At 56.5% G+C, this 18250-nt stretch carries 21 protein-coding genes and 1 pseudogene; 8 read left to right on the top strand and 14 right to left on the bottom strand.

Annotated features, from left to right (window positions below; translation table 11 throughout):
- Window positions 1-78 precede the first annotated feature (78 nt).
- A complete protein-coding gene (gene pta / locus PGR23_RS01065) occupies window positions 79-2226 on the top strand; it encodes a phosphate acetyltransferase (protein WP_026612251.1) in 2148 nt (715 codons plus the stop codon).
- Window positions 2227-2293: 67 nt separating this feature from the next.
- Here the strand turns inward: pta and yfcD are convergent, their stop codons facing one another.
- From yfcD to yfcF, 3 genes are read right to left on the bottom strand one after another with little or no spacing between them, the layout of a single operon-like run.
- Entirely contained in the window at window positions 2294-2851 is a 558-nt protein-coding gene (gene yfcD / locus PGR23_RS01060; protein WP_015365574.1) for an NUDIX hydrolase YfcD, read from the bottom strand.
- Window positions 2852-2907: 56 nt separating this feature from the next.
- A complete protein-coding gene (yfcE, locus tag PGR23_RS01055) occupies window positions 2908-3459 on the bottom strand; it encodes a phosphodiesterase (RefSeq protein WP_047043293.1) in 552 nt (183 codons plus the stop codon).
- Between the two features lie 57 nt (window positions 3460-3516).
- Window positions 3517-4161, bottom strand: coding sequence for a glutathione transferase (yfcF, locus tag PGR23_RS01050; protein ID WP_015365572.1), 645 nt, complete (start codon window positions 4159-4161; stop codon window positions 3517-3519).
- A 161-nt stretch (window positions 4162-4322) separates the two neighbouring features.
- Between yfcF and yfcG the strand changes: the two genes are divergently transcribed.
- The 6 genes and pseudogenes from yfcG (at window position 4323) to PGR23_RS01020 (ending at window position 7952) form a co-directional block, all read left to right on the top strand.
- Window positions 4323-4952, top strand: coding sequence for a GSH-dependent disulfide bond oxidoreductase (yfcG, locus tag PGR23_RS01045; RefSeq protein WP_047043304.1), 630 nt, complete (start codon window positions 4323-4325; stop codon window positions 4950-4952).
- Between the two features lie 65 nt (window positions 4953-5017).
- A complete protein-coding gene (folX, locus tag PGR23_RS01040; RefSeq protein ID WP_015365570.1) occupies window positions 5018-5380 on the top strand; it encodes a dihydroneopterin triphosphate 2'-epimerase in 363 nt (120 codons plus the stop codon).
- Between the two features lie 21 nt (window positions 5381-5401).
- A complete protein-coding gene (locus tag PGR23_RS01035; protein WP_316423256.1) occupies window positions 5402-6295 on the top strand; it encodes a TIGR01777 family oxidoreductase in 894 nt (297 codons plus the stop codon).
- A 213-nt stretch (window positions 6296-6508) separates the two neighbouring features.
- A complete protein-coding gene (locus PGR23_RS01030) occupies window positions 6509-6763 on the top strand; it encodes a hypothetical protein (protein ID WP_063447805.1) in 255 nt (84 codons plus the stop codon).
- Between the two features lie 3 nt (window positions 6764-6766).
- Window positions 6767-7321 carry a hypothetical protein gene (locus tag PGR23_RS01025; RefSeq protein ID WP_047078307.1) on the top strand — a complete coding sequence of 185 codons (555 nt, stop codon included), beginning with the start codon at window positions 6767-6769 and terminating at the stop codon, window positions 7319-7321.
- 75 nt (window positions 7322-7396) lie between these two features.
- Window positions 7397-7952, top strand: a pseudogene (locus PGR23_RS01020) (GNAT family N-acetyltransferase).
- Here PGR23_RS01020 and hisP read toward each other — a convergent pair.
- The 5 genes from hisP to argT all read right to left on the bottom strand — a co-directional run bounded on the left by hisP (window position 7933) and on the right by argT (window position 12012).
- A complete protein-coding gene (gene hisP, locus PGR23_RS01015; protein WP_015365566.1) occupies window positions 7933-8706 on the bottom strand; it encodes a histidine ABC transporter ATP-binding protein HisP in 774 nt (257 codons plus the stop codon). The pseudogene PGR23_RS01020 and the gene hisP overlap by 20 nt on opposite strands.
- A gap of 7 nt (window positions 8707-8713) precedes the next feature.
- Window positions 8714-9430 (bottom strand): ABC transporter permease, encoded by a 717-nt coding sequence (locus PGR23_RS01010; RefSeq protein ID WP_015365565.1) that lies wholly within the window; start codon window positions 9428-9430, stop codon window positions 8714-8716.
- Window positions 9427-10113 carry a histidine ABC transporter permease HisQ gene (locus PGR23_RS01005; protein ID WP_045391496.1) on the bottom strand — a complete coding sequence of 229 codons (687 nt, stop codon included), beginning with the start codon at window positions 10111-10113 and terminating at the stop codon, window positions 9427-9429. Before PGR23_RS01005 ends, PGR23_RS01010 begins: the two co-directional genes overlap by 4 nt.
- Before the next feature lie 66 nt (window positions 10114-10179).
- Complete coding sequence (gene hisJ, locus PGR23_RS01000) at window positions 10180-10962, bottom strand: histidine ABC transporter substrate-binding protein HisJ (RefSeq protein WP_015365563.1); 783 nt, start codon at window positions 10960-10962, stop codon at window positions 10180-10182.
- Window positions 10963-11229: 267 nt separating this feature from the next.
- Window positions 11230-12012: a lysine/arginine/ornithine ABC transporter substrate-binding protein ArgT gene (gene argT / locus PGR23_RS00995; RefSeq protein ID WP_015365561.1), complete on the bottom strand. Its 783-nt coding sequence runs from the start codon at window positions 12010-12012 to the stop codon at window positions 11230-11232.
- Between the two features lie 49 nt (window positions 12013-12061).
- Between argT and PGR23_RS00990 the strand changes: the two genes are divergently transcribed.
- Complete coding sequence (locus tag PGR23_RS00990; RefSeq protein ID WP_163351141.1) at window positions 12062-12190, top strand: hypothetical protein; 129 nt, start codon at window positions 12062-12064, stop codon at window positions 12188-12190.
- Between the two features lie 110 nt (window positions 12191-12300).
- Here PGR23_RS00990 and PGR23_RS00985 read toward each other — a convergent pair whose 3' ends face one another.
- From PGR23_RS00985 to accD, 6 genes are all read right to left on the bottom strand, one after another.
- A complete protein-coding gene (locus PGR23_RS00985; RefSeq protein ID WP_047043317.1) occupies window positions 12301-12873 on the bottom strand; it encodes a UbiX family flavin prenyltransferase in 573 nt (190 codons plus the stop codon).
- Window positions 12874-12999: 126 nt separating this feature from the next.
- The gene (gene purF, locus PGR23_RS00980) at window positions 13000-14517 is read right to left on the bottom strand and encodes an amidophosphoribosyltransferase (protein ID WP_047043320.1); all 1518 of its coding nucleotides are present in this window, start codon (window positions 14515-14517) and stop codon (window positions 13000-13002) included.
- Between the two features lie 33 nt (window positions 14518-14550).
- Window positions 14551-15039 carry a colicin V production protein gene (gene cvpA, locus PGR23_RS00975; RefSeq protein ID WP_015706172.1) on the bottom strand — a complete coding sequence of 163 codons (489 nt, stop codon included), beginning with the start codon at window positions 15037-15039 and terminating at the stop codon, window positions 14551-14553.
- A gap of 219 nt (window positions 15040-15258) precedes the next feature.
- Entirely contained in the window at window positions 15259-15954 is a 696-nt protein-coding gene (dedD, locus tag PGR23_RS00970) for a cell division protein DedD (protein WP_348876100.1), read from the bottom strand.
- Window positions 15944-17212: a bifunctional tetrahydrofolate synthase/dihydrofolate synthase gene (folC, locus tag PGR23_RS00965; RefSeq protein ID WP_348876101.1), complete on the bottom strand. Its 1269-nt coding sequence runs from the start codon at window positions 17210-17212 to the stop codon at window positions 15944-15946. Before folC ends, dedD begins: the two co-directional genes overlap by 11 nt.
- Window positions 17213-17275: 63 nt before the next feature.
- Window positions 17276-18190, bottom strand: coding sequence for an acetyl-CoA carboxylase, carboxyltransferase subunit beta (gene accD, locus PGR23_RS00960; RefSeq protein WP_015365554.1), 915 nt, complete (start codon window positions 18188-18190; stop codon window positions 17276-17278).
- Window positions 18191-18250: the final 60 nt, after the last annotated feature.

Below are 18250 nucleotides of genomic sequence, written 5' to 3'. Positions count from 1 at the left end.
CACTTGAAGCATGACGGTAAGCTGGCGGTGCTGTTTTGTATCCCGCCTAAAACTGGCGGTAACGAAAGAGGATATATCGTGTCCCGTACTATCATGCTGATCCCTACCGGAACCAGCGTAGGCCTGACCAGCGTCAGCCTCGGTGTTATCCGCGCTATGGAACGCAAAGGCGTTCGCCTGAGCGTCTTTAAACCTATCGCCCAGCCGCGTTCCGGTGGCGATACTCCAGACCAGACTACCACCATCGTTCGCGCCAGCTCTTCAACGACGACTGCCGCTGAGCCGATGAACATGAGCCACGTTGAGTCGCTGCTGTCCAGCAACCAGAAAGACGTGCTGATGGAAGAAATCATCGCCAACTACCATGCCAACACTCAGGATGCTGAAGTGGTGCTGGTTGAAGGCCTGGTCCCGACCCGTAAACACCAGTTCGCTCAGTCTCTGAACTACGAAATCGCGAAAACGCTTAACGCGGAAATCGTCTTCGTGATGTCCCAGGGCACCGATACCCCGGAACAGCTGAACGAGCGTATTGAACTGACTCGCAACAGCTTCGGCGGCGCGAAGAACACCAGCATCACTGGCGTTATCGTTAACAAACTGAATGCTCCGGTTGATGAACAAGGCCGTACCCGCCCTGACCTGTCCGAAATCTTCGACGACTCGTCTAAAGCGAAAGTCGTGAAGATCGACCCGGCGCAGCTGCAGAACGGCAGCCCGCTGCCGGTGCTGGGCGCGGTGCCATGGAGCTTCGATCTGATCGCCACGCGCGCTATCGACATGGCGCATCACCTGAACGCGACCGTGATCAACGAAGGCGACATCAATACTCGCCGCGTGAAGTCCGTAACCTTCTGCGCGCGCAGCATTCCGCACATGCTGGAGCACTTCCGTCCGGGTTCTCTGCTGGTGACTTCCGCAGACCGTCCTGACGTACTGGTCGCAGCCTGCCTGGCGGCGATGAACGGCGTAGAAATCGGCGCTATCCTGCTGACCGGCGGCTATGAAATGGACGCGCGCATCAGCAAACTGTGCGAACGCGCTTTCGCCACCGGCCTGCCGGTATTCATGGTTAACACCAACACCTGGCAGACCTCTCTGAGCCTGCAGAGCTTCAACCTGGAAGTACCGGTTGACGATCACGAGCGCATCGAGAAAGTTCAGGAATACGTTGCCAACTACATCAACGCCGACTGGATCGAATCGCTGACCGCGACCTCCGAGCGCAGCCGTCGTCTGTCTCCGCCGGCCTTCCGCTACCAGCTGACCGAGCTGGCGCGTAAAGCGGGCAAACGCGTCGTTCTGCCGGAAGGCGACGAACCGCGTACCGTTAAAGCGGCGGCCATCTGCGCCGAGCGCGGTATTGCTACCTGCGTACTGCTGGGTAACCCGGATGAGATCAACCGCGTTGCGGCCTCTCAGGGCGTAGAGCTGGGCGCTGGTATTGAAATCGTCGATCCGGAAGTGGTTCGCGAAAGCTACGTGGCGCGTCTGGTCGAACTGCGTAAGAACAAAGGCATGACCGAAGCGGTTGCGCGCGAGCAACTGGAAGATAACGTGGTTCTCGGCACCCTGATGCTGGAACAAGACGAAGTTGACGGCCTGGTATCCGGCGCGGTTCACACCACCGCCAATACCATCCGTCCGCCGCTGCAGCTTATCAAAACGGCGCCGGGCAGCTCGCTGGTCTCTTCCGTATTCTTCATGCTGCTGCCGGAACAGGTTTACGTTTACGGCGACTGCGCGATCAACCCGGATCCGACCGCAGAACAGCTGGCGGAAATCGCGATTCAGTCCGCTGATTCCGCGATTGCCTTCGGTATCGAACCGCGCGTGGCGATGCTCTCCTACTCCACCGGTACCTCCGGCGCAGGTAGCGATGTAGAAAAAGTACGCGAAGCGACTCGTCTGGCGCAGGAAAAACGTCCTGACCTGATGATCGACGGTCCGCTGCAGTATGATGCCGCAGTTATGGCTGACGTAGCGAAGTCCAAAGCGCCGAACTCTCCGGTAGCTGGCCGCGCGACCGTGTTCATCTTCCCGGATCTGAACACCGGTAACACCACTTACAAAGCCGTACAGCGTTCCGCTGACCTGATCTCCATCGGGCCGATGCTGCAGGGTATGCGTAAGCCGGTAAACGACCTGTCCCGCGGCGCGCTGGTAGACGATATCGTCTACACCATCGCGCTGACGGCGATTCAGTCTTCTCAGCAGCAGAAATAATCTCCCGCTGAGACAAAAAAGGCAGCCAAATGGCTGCCTTTTTTATGACGCTAACACGTAAAGGAAATTACGCTTCGTCTTCTTCCGGCTCGTCGCGATCGTGGCCGGTATTGCCCGCGTTACGGGTCATCCACAGCGCCAGCGCTTTCAGTGAATCGGCGGTGAACTCATCGCAGCGCGCGGTGATCTCTTCCGGCGTCAGCCAGCATACTTCGCTGACCTCTTCTTCCTGCAGGGCGAACGGGCCATGAGAAACACAGCTGAATAAGCTTCCCCAGACGCGGCAGTGTTTATCTTCGTAGTAGAATTGGCCGTGATCGGCAAAAGGCACGCCCGCAATCCCCAGCTCTTCTTCCGCTTCGCGGCGCGCGGAGTCCAGCAGCTGTTCATCCGCCTGCACCACGCCGCCGGCGGTCGCATCCAGCATGCCCGGCATGAAATCTTTGCTCTCGGTACGGCGCTGCACCAGAATCTTGCCCATCCCATCATGAACCACAATATAGGTCGCGCGGTGACGCAGACACTGCGCGCGCATCTGCTCGCGGCTGGACTGTGCTATCACCTCATTGTTTTCATTAACAATATCGACCCATTCTGTGCTTGCCAAATGCTTCTGTTCCGCCATCAGGAAACCTTACTTTTAAGCGCTCTCGCGGCGCGTCTTTACGATTGAGGGGTAAATTACGGGTAAATTGCGGCCTCTGCAATAACCTGATTATCTTTGAGTGCGAAAACCTGCAGCCGATCATCTTCCAGCATGCCGTAGCTGGCGGCAAAGCCGCCTTTCGGGATGCTCACAGAACCAGGATTGAAGAGGAAAATATCGCCGCGTTTCTCGGCAACCGGAATATGAGTATGACCATAAGCCAGTACATCGCCAGCGGCGAGCGGCGGCAAATTATCCGGACTATAGAGATGACCGTGGGTCAGAAACAGGCGGTAGCGTTCGCTGAGCACCTGCTGCCAGGGGGCGGTAATGGGGAAATGCAGCAGCATTTGATCGACTTCGCTATCGCAGTTACCGCGGACGGCGATAATCCGCTGCGCGACGCTGTTCAGCCGCTCGGCGACCTGCGCCGGCGCATACCCTTCCGGCAGCGCGTTGCGCGGCCCGTGATTAAGCACATCGCCGAGGATAACCAGCCACTGCGCCCCGCTCTGCGCGAAGCGTTCCAGAACGCGTTCGGTCGCAGGCAGCGAGCCGTGAATATCGGATGCGAACATCAGTTTCATATCAACCCCTTACCAGACAATACGGTCTGTCTATGATAACGGAACTGCCTGCGCTTATCAGCCGCTACGTTTAGCCGACAGTGCGGCATAACGCTGAACAGATGCCCGCTGCCACTGGAAGGTCGCGTAGTCCGCCAGCGCTTCCGGCACCTCGTCGCCGTTCAGCACCAGACGGTTTAGCATCAGTGCAAGATCGGCATCGGCGATACACCATTCGCCAAACAGATTCTGCCCGCCATGCGCCAAAAGCGCGCCGGCGGTAGCAAAGAGTTTAGCCGCACTGGTTTGCCCCGCGGCGCTGAGCGCCGGCTTCTTCGCGCCGCCAAACACCACATCGGTGGAACGTTCTTCGCGTATGGGCATCAGATCGCTGCGCAGCCAGGCCTGCACCTGCCGCGCCCGCGCGCGTTTTTGCAGGTCGTGCGGATACAAGCGCTCCCACTCCGGCGGCGCAAAGCGTTCATCAAGGTATTCGGTAATGGCCGAGGATTCGCTCAGCGAAAAATTATCCACTTCCAACAGCGGCACGCGCCGTGTCGCGGAGTAGCCCTTCCAGCCTGGCTGCAGATGCTCGCCGCTGTCGAGATTGACGGTCTTAAGAGTGAACGGCAGGCTTTTTTCCTGCAGCGCCACGTACACGGACATCACATAGGGGGAGAAAAAATCGGCATCGGACCACAGGGTAATAACAGGCTGATTCATAACATCCTCAATGAAGCCAGGGGGAGATAAATCAACATAGCTGGTCTGCTATAAGATGTCACTGGCAGCCGCATGAGGATTTCGCAATATAATCTTTGCCCCGCGATTGCGCAGGTCGCCTATACTCGAAACGTTTGCGACCTTCGATGGCGGGAGACCTCATGATCGATCTTTACTACGCACCCACCCCCAACGGCCACAAAATCACTCTTTTTCTCGAAGAGGCGCAGCTGGCCTATCGCCTGATACGCGTCGATATCGGCAAAGGTGAACAGTTTCGCCCGCAGTTTCTGGCTATCTCGCCAAATAATAAGATCCCGGCGATCGTTGACCACGTTCCGGTCGACGGCGGCGCGCCGTTAAGCCTGTTTGAGTCCGGAGAGATCCTGCTCTATCTGGCGGAAAAATCGGGAAAATTACTGAGCGGCGAGCTGCGCGAACGGCATACTACCCTGCAATGGCTGTTCTGGCAGGTCGGCGGTCTGGGGCCGATGCTTGGGCAAAACCACCACTTTAACCATCACGCGCCTCAGGCTGTCCCCTACGCCATTGAACGCTATCAGGTCGAAAGCCAGCGTCTGTATGGCGTAATGAACCGGCGTCTTGAAGCCAGTCCATGGTTGGGCGGCGAGCACTACAGTATCGCCGATATCGCCTGCTGGCCATGGATTAATGCCCACCAGCGCCAACGCATCGATCTTAGCCAGTTCCCGGCGGTGCATAACTGGTTTGAACGCATCCGCCAGCGCCCGGCAACGCAACAAGCGCTACTCAAAACGCAACAGTATTAATCCCCTGCTCGCAGGGCGTGCTTTGATGTATGATTGCGGAAATTACTACACGGAGGAAGCCTGCAATGTCTCAGCCAGACGCCATTATTCGTATTAAGAACCTGCGCCTGCGTACTTTTATTGGAATCAAAGAGGAAGAGATCGCCAACCGTCAGGATGTGTTGGTGAATGTGGTGATTCACTATCCGGCCGATAAGGCTCGCGACAGCGAAGACATCAATGATGCCCTGAACTATCGCACCATTACTAAACGCATCATCAGCCATATCGAGAATAACCGCTTCTCGCTGCTGGAAAAATTAACCCAGGATGTGCTCAATATCGCATGCGAACATCACTGGGTCACTTATGCTGAAGTAGAGATCGATAAACTTCACGCGCTGCGCTATGCCGACTCAGTATCGATGACTATGAGCTGGCGGCGCTAAAACGTTTGTAAGGGAGGCGGTATGAAAATCCTGCTCACTGGCGGTACCGGGCTCATTGGTCGGCATCTTATTACCAGGCTACTGGAACTTGGGCACCAGCTCACGGTTTCCACCCGCAACCCTGAACGTGCGAAACCCCGTCTCGATCCCCGCGTCACGCTGTGGCGCGGTTTCGAAGGGCAAAACAACCTCGATGGCTTTGACGCCGTCATTAACCTTGCCGGTGAACCGATCGCCGATAAGCGCTGGACGGCAGAGCAAAAAGAGCGCCTGTGCCACAGCCGCTGGGACATCACCCGCCAGCTGGTCGCGTTATTTAAAGCCAGCGAAACACCACCTTCCGTGCTGATTAGCGGTTCCGCTACCGGCTATTACGGCGATCTCGGTGAAGTCGTGGTGACCGAGGAAGAGCCGCCGCACAACGAATTTACCCATAAACTTTGCGCCCGCTGGGAGCAAATCGCCTGTGAGGCGCAAAGCGATCGCACGCGCGTGTGCCTGTTGCGCACCGGCGTCGTCTTAGCGCCGCGGGGCGGGATCCTGGCCAAAATGACGCCCGCGTTTAAGCTCGGCCTGGGCGGACCTATCGGCGACGGTCGCCAGTATCTGGCGTGGATCCATATCGATGATATGGTGAACGGTATTCTGTGGCTGCTGGATAACGATCTGCGCGGCCCGTTCAATATGGTCTCGCCCTATCCCGTGCGTAACGAACAGTTTGCCCACGCGCTCGGCCACGCGCTCAATCGCCCGGCGATTTTCCGCGTTCCCGCCGCCGCCATTCGCCTGCTGATGGGGGAATCCTCGGTACTGGTGCTCGGCGGCCAGCGCGCGCTGCCAAAACGCCTGGAAGCCGCCGGCTTTAGCTTCCGCTGGTACGATCTGGAAGAGGCGCTGAAGGATGTGTTGGGCTAGGTAGATAAACGGGGAGCAATGGCTCCCCATTCTCTTCTCTGGGGCGGAAGCCGCCTCGCAAATCGTTAATTCCCTGTTCTCCTTGCTACGTTTCTTGTGAAGCACATTCCAACCGCAAAAATATTCTCCTGCCATAACGTCCTGACGAGGAATATATCCTCAAAACTCGTTGACACCCGTCAACACTCTTTTTATTCTGAGCAGGATTTAACGATGAAGGAACATCCGGACAAACATATCAGGATGGCGATTGCCACGGCGCTGGCGCGGGGGTGGATATTGCTGCCTGCAGGTAAAAGCGCTCATTGCTTTGGGCGTCTCGTCTGCGGCGTGGCGGAGCACCGTGAACATATGATGAGCATTTGGTCGACGCCCGCCGTCCCTGAAAACCACGCCCGGCAAATAATCAGAATGGTCGAACGGTGTCCCATCCCGGCTACCGCACGCATCACGCATAAGGAACGCTAAACGATGCCGATATTTAATTTTACGCTGACGCTATCCGGCGTCACCAGTCAAACGCCCGGACTGGAAGATGCGCTCTTTGCCGCAGGCTGTAGCGACGCTCTGGTCTGCTTTTACGGTACCGCGGTCTACCTCGAGTTCGATCGCGAGTGCCAATCGCTGGAACAGGCGGCGCTGTCCGCCATCCGCGATGTAGAAACCGCCGCGCTGCCAGATATCCGCGTGGAGTCCATCGATTCGACACTGGTCGGGCTGAGCGATATCGCCGAACTTATCGGCGTCTCCCGCCAGGCGATCGCGCTATTAAAAGAGGGCGCTCGCGGCAGCGGGCGGTTTCCCGGCCCCGTACAGCGTGTGAAAGGCAATTCCCCTCTCTGGCGCTGGAAATCCGTCGTTGAATGGTTAGTCGCGGAAAAGCGCATCGCCGCCGATTCGCCGTTGGTGGCTAACGCCCAACTGCTGGATAGCCTCAACCTGGCGCTACAGCTTCGCCGTTCACCTGAAAATCACCGCGTGCAGCGCTACCTGCAAAGTCTGAGCGCCACGTCACCCACGGGCTGATTCGCGAGGACGAGCATGTTACCCGGCGCAGCATAGTGGTAAAGTAGTCTTTCGTTTTAGCTGATTAATCGCTTTATGACTACGATAACAACGCCCCGCCTGTTGCTTTCCCGCTTCACTCCGGCCGATTGGCCCTTTTTTCTGCGTCTGCGTCAGGATCCTGACGTCATGCGTTACATGGGTGAGGTGTTAAGCGAAACGGCGCTACGCAGCGTGTTTGAATGCCGCTGCGAAGATACCGGCGTCTTTGTGTTGCGCGATTCGGCCGGCACGCCGCTGGGAGATATTGGTCTGCGCATCAGTACGAAAAATCCGCACGAGGCCGACGTCGGCTACGCGCTACTGCCGCAAGCGCAGGGCCAGGGCTACGCCAGCGAAGCGCTGCGCGCGATTTGTGATTACGGCTTTACCACCCTTGGCATCCACGCCATTAATGCCTGGGTGCTGGGAGATAACCTGGGGTCGTCGCGGCTGCTGGAAAAGCTGGGTTTTGTACGCATTCAGGTGCTGGAACAGGCCTACCACCTCAACGGCGTGGATTACGATGATTGGATCTACCGACTGGAGCGTTAAGTCATTCCCGGCGAGCAAACCCGCCGGGATAGAGGCGATTACTTCAGTGAACCTTTAAGGAACTGCTGCAGGCGCTGGCTTTTCGGGTTGCCGAACAGCTCGTCGGGATGCCCCTCTTCTTCGATTCTTCCCTGATGGAGGAAAATCACGTGTGAAGAGACGTGGCGGGCAAAGCCCATTTCGTGGGTGACGACCACCATGGTTTTCCCCTCTTCCGCCAGTTTTTGCATAATACGCAATACTTCGCCCACCAGCTCCGGATCAAGTGCCGAGGTCGGCTCATCAAACAACAGTACGTCCGGCTCCATCGCCAGCGCCCGCGCGATGGACACGCGCTGCTGCTGACCGCCGGAAAGATGTACCGGATATTTGATCTGCTGGCGTTCATCGATGCCGACTTTCGCCAGATACTTCACCGCCCGCTCGCGCGCTTCCTGTTTGTTGAGGCCGAGCACCTGAATCGGCGCCTCCATGACGTTTTCCAGTACCGTCATGTGGCTCCACAGGTTGAAGTGCTGGAACACCATCGTCAGTCGCGTGCGCAGCAGACGCAGCTGGTTTTTATCCGCTACCTTCAACTGGCCGTCTTTATCGCGCACCAGGCCAATATTCTGTCCGTTGACGATAATCGTTCCTTCGCTTGGCTTCTCAAGAAAGTTAATGCAGCGCAGGAAGGTACTTTTACCGGAACCCGATGAGCCGATAATACTAATCACGTCTCCGGCCTTCGCTTTCAGCGAGACGCCTTTCAGCACCTCGTGCTCGCCGTAACGTTTATGCAGATCGATAACGCTTAATTTATTGTCGGTCATGGCTTTCTCAGTGCGTCGAAGAAGGTTTGATATGCTGCAGCCAGCGCTTTTCCGCCTTGCGGAACAAGCTAATCAGCACATACGAAATAATTAAGTACAGTACCGCGGCGATACCGAAAGCGGTAAACGGCTGATAGGTCGCCGAGTTAATATCGCGCGCGATCTTCAGCAAATCCGGCACCGTGGCGGTAAACGCCAGCGCCGTCGAGTGCAGCATCAGAATGACTTCGTTACTGTACGCGGGCAGCGCAATACGTAGCGCAGAGGGCAAAATAATGCAGCGGTACAGCTTAACTGACGAAAAGCCGTAAGCCCGCGCGGCCTCAATCTCGCCCGGCGCCACCGAACGAATCGCCCCCGCAAAAATCTCGGTGGTGTAGGCGCAGGTATTTAAGGTCAATGCCAATACCGTACAGTTCAGGCCGCTGCGGAAAAACGCATTCAACAGATCGCTGCCTTTGACGATTTCCAGCGTATACATCCCGGAGTAAAACACCAGCAGCTGCACGTACAGCGGCGTGCCGCGGAAAATATAGGTAAACAGCCAGATCGGAAACTGAATGTATTTATTGCTCGATACGCGCCCGATGGCGAGAAACACCGCGAGGATGCCGCCCATCACCACTGAAGCAATCAACAGCCACAGGGTGATCGCCACGCCGGTAAAACGGTAACCGTCGGTCCACAGCAGGGATTTCCAGTACTCCTGAATAATTTCAATCACAGGTCAGCCCTCTTCACACCCACGGAGTAGCGGCGTTCAAGCAGCAGCAGCACACCATTGGAAATCGTGGTAAACACCAGATAGATAGCCCCGCAGACGATAGCGAAATAGAACGGCTGCCAGGTACTTTTGCCCGCCAGCTGCGTTGCCTTAACCACGTCTTCCAGACCGAGCAGCGACACCAGCGCGGTGGCTTTGAGAATCACCTGCCAGTTGTTGCCGATGCCGGGCAGCGCATAGCGCATCATCGCCGGAAACAGGATGCGGCGGAACGTCTGCCAGCCGCTGAAGCCAAATGCCGTCGCCGCTTCAATATGGCCTTTCGGCACCGCCAGAAACGCGCCGCGGAAGGTTTCAGTGAAGTACGCTCCATAGATAAAGCCGAGGGTGATAATACCGGCAATCATCGGATCAATATCAAATTGCGCCATGCCGAATGCATCGGTAATGCTGTTAAGGGCGATTTGTAGCCCATAGAAAATCAGCAGCATCAGCACCAGATCCGGCACCCCGCGGATCAGCGTGGTATAGCCTTCAAACACCAGCGCCATAGGCCGGTTGGCGGATAGTTTCGCCCCCGCGCCCACCAGCCCGATAAGGACCGCCAGCACCACCGAGCTAAGCGCCAGCTCAAGGGTGACCAGCGCGCCCTGAAAAATAACCTGTGAGAACCCGTACAGCATGCTGTCTGCCCTGTCTGTCATCGATCGCCGCACGTGAAAACGCGTGCGGCGAGGTACTAACGATGATTAGTCGCCGTACACGTTAAAGTCGAAATATTTCTTCGCCAGCTTGTCGTAAGTGCCGTCTTTACGCATCTCGGCGAAAGCTTTATTTAGCGCCTCACGCAGCTCGGTGTCGTCTTTCCGCAGACCCATGCCGGTACCGACGCCAAACAACTTCTCATCCTTAATGGACGGGCCGCCAAACTGATAATCTTTGCCAATCGGTTGTTTGAGGAAACCTTCGCTGGCGGCGACCTCATCCTGGAACGCGGCGTCAATACGGCCCGCGGTCAGGTCGGAATAGATATTGTCCTGGCCCTGATAGGAGACAATTTCAATGCCTTTCGGCGCCCAGTGCTCGTTGCCGTAGGTTTCCTGAGTCGTACCCTGCAGCACGCCAATGCGCTTGCCTTTCAGCTTGCTCAGGTCTGGCGTAATATCGCTGCCCTTTTTCACCACCAGACGGGAATCAGCGGCATAAAGTTTGTCGGTGAAAGCAATTTCCTGCTGACGCTTTTCGGTGATCGACAGCGAGGACATAATCGCATCGATTTTCTTCGCTTTTAACGAGGGGATCAGCGCATCCAGCGGGTTTTCAACGAAGGTACATTGGGTATTGATACGCTTACACAGCTCTTTCGCCAGATCGATGTCAAAACCAATCAATTGACCCTGCGCATTCTTCGATTCGAACGGCGCATAAGTAGGATCGGTACCAATACGGATTTTCTGTGGAATGGCTGCGAATACCGTGGAAACGCTGGAAAGGGCCAGCGCCAAAGAAAGAGACAACGCCAGTTTTTTCATAATTATCCTCAACAGACTGTCATTCTAACGGGTTTATTAGAAGCACTTACGCCAGTTATCGTGCCATTATTCGCCCTGCCAAGGCAAAGCAAAATGCGCATGAAAGCAGATTTTTTTGCATCAGAAACGCTTAACTATGCACTTTCTGAACAAAGAAAAACCGCTATCGCCCCATTCTGGTGCAAGCCATTAACCGCTTGCACCTATCAAGGGCAACAATAACCGCGTCGCAATAGAGCGGCCTGGCATAACCAGACCGCTACAGTCTTAATCGCCGTAGACGTTAAAGTTGAAGTATTTCTTCGCCATTTTGTCGTAGGTGCCGTCTTTACGCATCTCACCCAGCGCTTTGTCGAAAGCGGCTTTCAGCTCGCCATCTTCTTTGCGCAGGCCGATGCCGGTACCATCGCCGAAGTATTTTTTGTCTTTAACGGAAGGGCCGGCAAAGGCGTAATCTTTACCGGCAGGTTGTTTGAGGAAACCTTCGCTGGCCGCGACTTCATCCTGCAGCGCCGCATCGAGGCGCCCGGCGGCGAGGTCGGAATAGATCAGATCCTGGTTGGCATAGGCGACAACATCCACGCCCTGGCTGCGCCAGCGTTCGTTGGCATAGGCCTCCTGAGTAGAGCCCTGCAGTACGCCAACATGCTTGCCTTTCAGCGACTCCAGCGTCGGCTGAATCGGCGAGCCTTTTGCCGCGATCAGACGAGAGTCTGCCGCGTACAGCTTGTCAGAGAACGCAATCTCCTGCTGGCGTTTTTCGGTAATCGACAGCGACGAGATAATCGCGTCGATTTTCTTCGCTTTCAGCGATGGGATCAGCGCGTCAAAATCGCTGCCCACCCAGGTGCACTTCACCTTGATACGCGAGCACAGTTCATTGCCCAGATCGATGTCAAAGCCAATAAAGTTGCCCTTCGAATCCTTCGACGAGAAAGGCGCATAGGTGGTATCGGTGCCGATGCGGATACTTTGCGGCAGCGCCGCAGATACGCTGGCGGCGCTACTGATTCCCATGATTAACGAGAGAGCCAGGATCGTCTTCTTCATAGAAAGCCCTTAAGTGTCGTGATGTTGTTATGTTGTGCGCTGTCTGGTTATGTGTGTTGCCGACGGTTCTTGCAGGTTTTATGCCATTTTCCCGGTGCGTGCCGGTAACAGCGTTAAATTTGTTAATATAAAGTTGCAAGATTGTCTTGAGAGGGAAGATACCAGCATTAACGGATAAACCGCAGCGGCAAAACGCAAAAAAACAAATTAAATGTCGAGGATTTGATCAGGACAACAAAAATGCACCAGCGGAAGGCAAAGGTAAATAAAATGCACCAAACAGGTGCATCAGGCCCCGCCCTGCCAGCGGGTAAACAGGTCCTGCGGCAGGTCAATATCAAACTGATCGATAACCCGGTTAACCGTCTGATTAATCACATCGTCCAGCGTCTGGGGACGATGATAGAAGGCCGGCACCGGCGGCATAATCACCGCACCCATTTCCGCCGCCTGCACCATTAAACGCAGATGCCCCAGGTGGAACGGCGTCTCGCGTACGCAAAGCACCAGCGGGCGGCGCTCTTTTAACACCACGTCCGCTGCGCGGGTCAGCAGACCGTCGGTATAGCTATTGACGATGCCGGAGAGCGTTTTCATCGAGCACGGTAGAATAACCATCCCGCTGGTTTTAAACGAGCCGGAGGAGATGCTGGCGGCGATATCGCGCGCGTCGTGTACCACATCGGCCAGCGCCTGCACTTCCCGCAGCGAGTAGTCGGTTTCCAGCGACAGCGTCTGACGCGCCGCCTGGCTCATTATCAGATGGGTTTCGACCTCCGCGACGTCACGCAGCACCTGTAGCAGGCGTACGCCGTAAATCGCGCCGCTGGCGCCGGAAATGCCGATAATGAGTCGTTTCACGATGTTATACCCCTTGCGCATAGTGCCGCAGACTTTGCCGGATTATAGTCCCCGACGCAACCTGGCGGGTAAAAATAAAAAGGCCCGCGGTCTTCGAAAGACGGCGGGCCAGCAACAAGGGACCAATTAGCCTTCGTTATGCATCTCTAAGTTTTCAACTTCGGTTTGCAGTTGCACCGCTTTCGCATCGTCGTTACGCAGAGAATCAAGATAATCGAGATACTGTTGGTCAACGTCTTTGGTGACGTACACGCCGTTAAAGACAGAACACTCGAACTGTTGAATGTCCGGGTTCTCGGCGCGTACCGCTTCGATCAGATCGTCCAGATCCTGGAAAATCAGGCCATCGGCGCCGATGATCTGGCGGATCTCGTCAACTTCGCGACCGTGGGCGATAAGCTCGTTGGCGGTCGGCATATCGATACCGTAGACGTTCGGGAAGCGAATTTCCGGCGCCGCGGAGGCCAGATACACCTTTTTCGCCCCCGCTTCGCGCGCCATTTCGATAATCTGTTCAGAGGTGGTGCCGCGAACGATAGAGTCATCCACCAGCAGCACGTTCTTATCACGGAATTCGGCGCGGTTGGCATTCAGCTTCCGGCGCACGGATTTACGGCGCAGCTGCTGGCCCGGCATGATAAAGGTACGACCAACATAGCGGTTTTTGACGAAGCCCTGACGATACGGTTTATCAAGGATACGGGCAATCTCCAGGGCGATATCGCAGGAGGTTTCCGGGATCGGAATAACGACATCGATATCCAGATCTTCCCACTCACGGGCAATTTTCTCGCCAAGCTTCGTGCCCATGTTCACGCGGGCGCTATAGACGGAAATCTTGTCGATAAAGGAGTCCGGACGCGCGAAATAGACGTATTCGAACAGGCATGGGTTGCTGACCGGGTTTTCCGCGCACTGGCGGGTAAACAGCTGGCCTTTCTCGGTGATGTAAACCGCTTCGCCCGGCGCGACGTCGCGCAGAAATTCAAAGCCCAGAGTATCCAGCGCCACGCTTTCGGAGGCGACCATATACTCGGTGCGGCCATCGCCGATATCGCGCTTGCCGAGCACCAGCGGACGAATACCGTTCGGGTCGCGGAAGGCGACCATGCCGTGGCCGATAATCATCGCCACGCAGGCGTACGCGCCGCGGATCTGGCGGTTCGTCGCGGCAATCGCGGCGAAAATGTTATCGGCTTCCAGCGGGTAATGACGGAAATTATCCAGCTCGCTGGCGAAGATATTGAGCAGAATTTCGGAATCGGAGGTGGTGTTGATGTGGCGGCGTTTTTCTTCAAACAGCTTTTGACGCAGCTCGTGGGCATTGGTCAGGTTGCCATTATGGGCCAACGTAATGCCGTACGGCGAGTTAACGTAAAAAGGCTGCGCTTCAGAAGCGCTGGAACTGCCTGCCGTTGGGTAACGGACGTGGCCAATCCCCATATTTCCCTGCATACGCTGCATGTGGCGCGCTTCGAACACATCGCTCACCAGTCCGTTGGCTTTACGCAAACGGAAGCAGTTATTTGCATCAATGGTGATGATGCCCGCGGCATCCTGCCCACGATGCTGAAGCACCGTTAACGCGTCATAAATCGACTGGTTTACCGGCATAACACCGGCGATACCGACAATACCGCACATACGTCTTTTCCTCGTTAAGCTACATCCCAACGCTTATGCTTTGGGCAAGAAACTTGACGAGCTCTGCAGATAGTCAAAGAACCATCTGATAACGAAACTGAACTGCGGGATAAGCTCAGACTTTTGCCAGTCTTCACTTTTTGCCATACCGGTGAAGCTGTCGAGAAAGAACAGAATAGCGGAGACGATCAGCACGCCGCGCAGGGCGCCAAAACAGATCCCCAACACCCTGTCTGTTCCTGACAGACCGGTTTTCTCTACCAGAGCGCCTATCACATAGTTAACGATAGCGCCGACGATAAGCGTTGCGATAAACAATATCGCGATAGCAATCCCATTTCGGACCAGTTCGTCTTCAAAGCCCGTGAACCAGACAGCCAGGTAAGTGTAGTAATGACTGGCGACAAAGAAGGCACATCCCCATGTCACCAGCGATAACGCTTCACGAACAAAGCCGCGGATAAGGCTAACCAAACAGGAAAAACCAATTACCGCAATAATGGCGTAATCAATCCAGACCATATACATCCCACGATTTTACGCCCTGTCGTCCAGTTCGGGGCGCATTCTAACAGAAAAAGAAAACGTTTGCGTAGGGATTTCCGTGCCCTACAGAAATAAAAATGGCGCTGAAAAAACATTCAACGCCATACTGCCTGACGCCTCTTCAGGGCGTATCCGGCAAGGGTTTCAGCAGGTTAACCCGCTTGCTGGCTCACCCAATCGGAGCGGATATGGTTTTTAATTCGGGCTATATCCCATGACCACGCCGCTCAGGCCAGAAATTTGCTGCAGCTCGCCGAGTTGCCCCTTCAGCTTGTCTTTCGACGCATCCGGCCCTACCAGAATACGGGTAATTTTACCCTGAACCGGGGTGGATGGCGATGTCCAGGCTTTAAAGCCCGAGGAACGCAGTTTACCCACGATTTCGTTAACCTTATCGGCATTCTTCAACGCCCCTAACTGCACCACATAGGCTTTTCCGGTCGGCGCCGGAATAGCGGCCTGCTGCTGTTGCGGCTGTGGTTGCGGCTGCGGTTTCGCCGGAGGCGGCGTCTGCGCGACCTGCTGCTGCGGTTTCTCAACCGGCTTCGGCTGTGGTTTCGGTTGCGGCTTGGCGGCCACCACCGGCTCCTGAACTTCATCGAAGCTATTGTTATTCACCGGGATGCGCGACGGATCCAGCGATGGCGCTGCGGCGTCTCCCGCTCTCACCTCTTCCGCGGCGCCTTCCGGCGGCTGCGAAGGCAGCGCCTGGGTAGCCGCCGGCAGCATATCCGGCTCATCGCGATCGCCCGGCTTCGGCACCAACGGGATCGCCGCAAACTCATCCTGATAATGTTTTTTCTGACCGTCGAGCAGACCCGGGAGAATAATTACCCCCAGCGCTACCAGTACAATCGTCCCGACTAAACGGTTCTGAAACTTACTCGCCACCGATTCTCCCCGCGTCTATCTCTTCCATTACATGCGCTACCGTGTGGAAGGAACCACACACCAGCACCGTATCTTCGGCTTTGGCATCCGCCATGGCGGCATGCCACGCCTGGGCTACGCTGTCATAACTTTGCCCTGCGCGCAGATGCGCAATGAGCTGATCCGCCGTGGCGCCGCGCGGCCCTTCCAGCGGCGCGCAGTACCACGCGTCTACTTCAGGCGCCAGATTCGCCAGGGTTCCGGCGATATCTTTATCATGCAGCATACCAATAACCGCCAGTACGCGCCCCGTTTTCGCTAAGGTTTTGAGACGCCCGGCGAGATAAGCCGCCGCATGCGGGTTATGCGCGACATCGAGGATCACCCGCGGCGCATCGCTGATAATCTGAAAACGCCCCGGCAGCATGGCGTGATGGATGCCGTCGCGCAGCGCCTGTTCAGCGACGTTAAGCCCGCTGGCGCGTAGCGCCGCCAGCGCCGTCGCGGCGTTCGGCAATGGAACCTGCGGCAGCGGCAGCCCTGCCAACTCGCCCTGACCATCGCTAAAGTTCCATGACTGGCCAGTCACGCTATAACGCCAGTCGTGGTCGCGGCGCAGCAGCGTCGCGCCCTTTTCATCCGCCACGTCGGCAATCGTCTGCGGCATATCGGGTTCGCCCACCACCGCCGGTTTGCCGGCGCGGAAAATACCGGCTTTTTCACGGCCAATGCTTTCACGATCCGGCCCCAGCCAGTCGGTATGATCCAGCGCGATGCTGGTGACCACCGCCACGTCGGCATCGACGATATTCGTGGCGTCCAGGCGCCCGCCGAGGCCCACTTCGAGGATAACCACATCGAGCTGCGCCTGCTTAAACAGCCATAGCGCGGACAGCGTGCCAAATTCAAAATAGCTCAGCGAAATATCGCCGCGTGCCGCTTCGATTTCGGCAAATGAGGCGGTATGCGCCGCTTCCGGCAGCTCTGCGCCCTGAATGCGCACGCGCTCGGTATAGCGCACCAGATGCGGCGAACTATACACGCCAACTTTATAACCCGCCGCCATCAGCACGGATTCCAGCGTCCGGCAGGTGGTGCCTTTGCCGTTGGTACCCGCCACGGTAAAGACAAACGGCGCCGGTTTTAGTATCGCCATCCGTCCGGCGACTTCGCTCACCCGCGAAAGCCCCAGATCGATGGCTTTACTGTGCAGATGCTCCAGATAAGAAAGCCACGTAGCCAGGGGCGACGTGGCCTGAGGAATAGGATCTTTTTCCATGATGTCCGCGAGAGTTAACGGTAAAAAAAAGGGCAGCGCCTGTCGGCCCTGCCCTCTGCATTATCAGGCCTCTGGTTCCTGATCCGGTACCGGTGGCACCACCTCGCCTTCGTGAGGCGCATCGGCCTGCGGCGAAGGAAGATTCATCAGTTTCGCCAGGATGCTGGCTAATTTCAGACGCATTTCAGGACGACGGATAATCATGTCGATCGCCCCTTTCTCAATCAGGAACTCACTGCGCTGGAATCCCGGCGGCAGCTTCTCACGCACGGTCTGCTCGATAACGCGAGGACCGGCGAAGCCGATCAGCGCTTTCGGCTCGGCGATATTAAGATCGCCCAGCATCGCGAAGCTCGCGGAGACGCCGCCCATGGTCGGGTCGGTCAGCACGGAGATGTACGGTAAACCGCGTTCCTGCATTTTCGCCAGCGCCGCAGAGGTCTTCGCCATCTGCATCAGCGACATCAGCGCTTCCTGCATACGGGCGCCGCCGGAAGCGGAGAAGCAGATTAGCGGGCAGTTGTCTTCCAGCGCCTGCTCAACCGCACGGACGAAACGCGCGCCAACAACGGAACCCATCGAACCGCCCATAAAGGCGAATTCAAACGCCGCCGCCACGACAGGCATGCCGTGCAGGGTGCCTTTCATCACCACCAGCGCGTCTTTCTCGCCGGTCTCTTTCTGTGCAGAGGCCAGACGGTCTTTATACTTTTTCGAATCGCGGAACTTCAGCACATCCTTTGGCTCGAGCTCGCTACCCAGCTCCACGAGAGAACCTTCGTCCAGCAGGCTATGCAGGCGATTGCGCGCCGACATACGCATGTGGTGATCGCACTTAGGGCAAACCTCCAGGTTGCGCTCCAGCTCTGCGCGGTACAGTACCTGACCGCAGCTGTCGCACTTGGTCCATACACCTTCAGGAATACTTGCCTTACGGGTGGGGGTTATATTGCTTTTAATTCGTTCAATCCAGCTCATTGATAACCTTTCTACCTGAACCTGGTCGATGCCAGTTTTGTCGCAAGGGGCGCATAATGC

The organism is Klebsiella sp. 141162 (assembly GCF_050600755.1).
GTDB lineage: Bacteria > Pseudomonadota > Gammaproteobacteria > Enterobacterales > Enterobacteriaceae > Klebsiella > Klebsiella aerogenes.
Note: the sequence above shows the minus strand (reverse complement) of the source record. Positions and strands in the feature narration are given on the sequence as shown.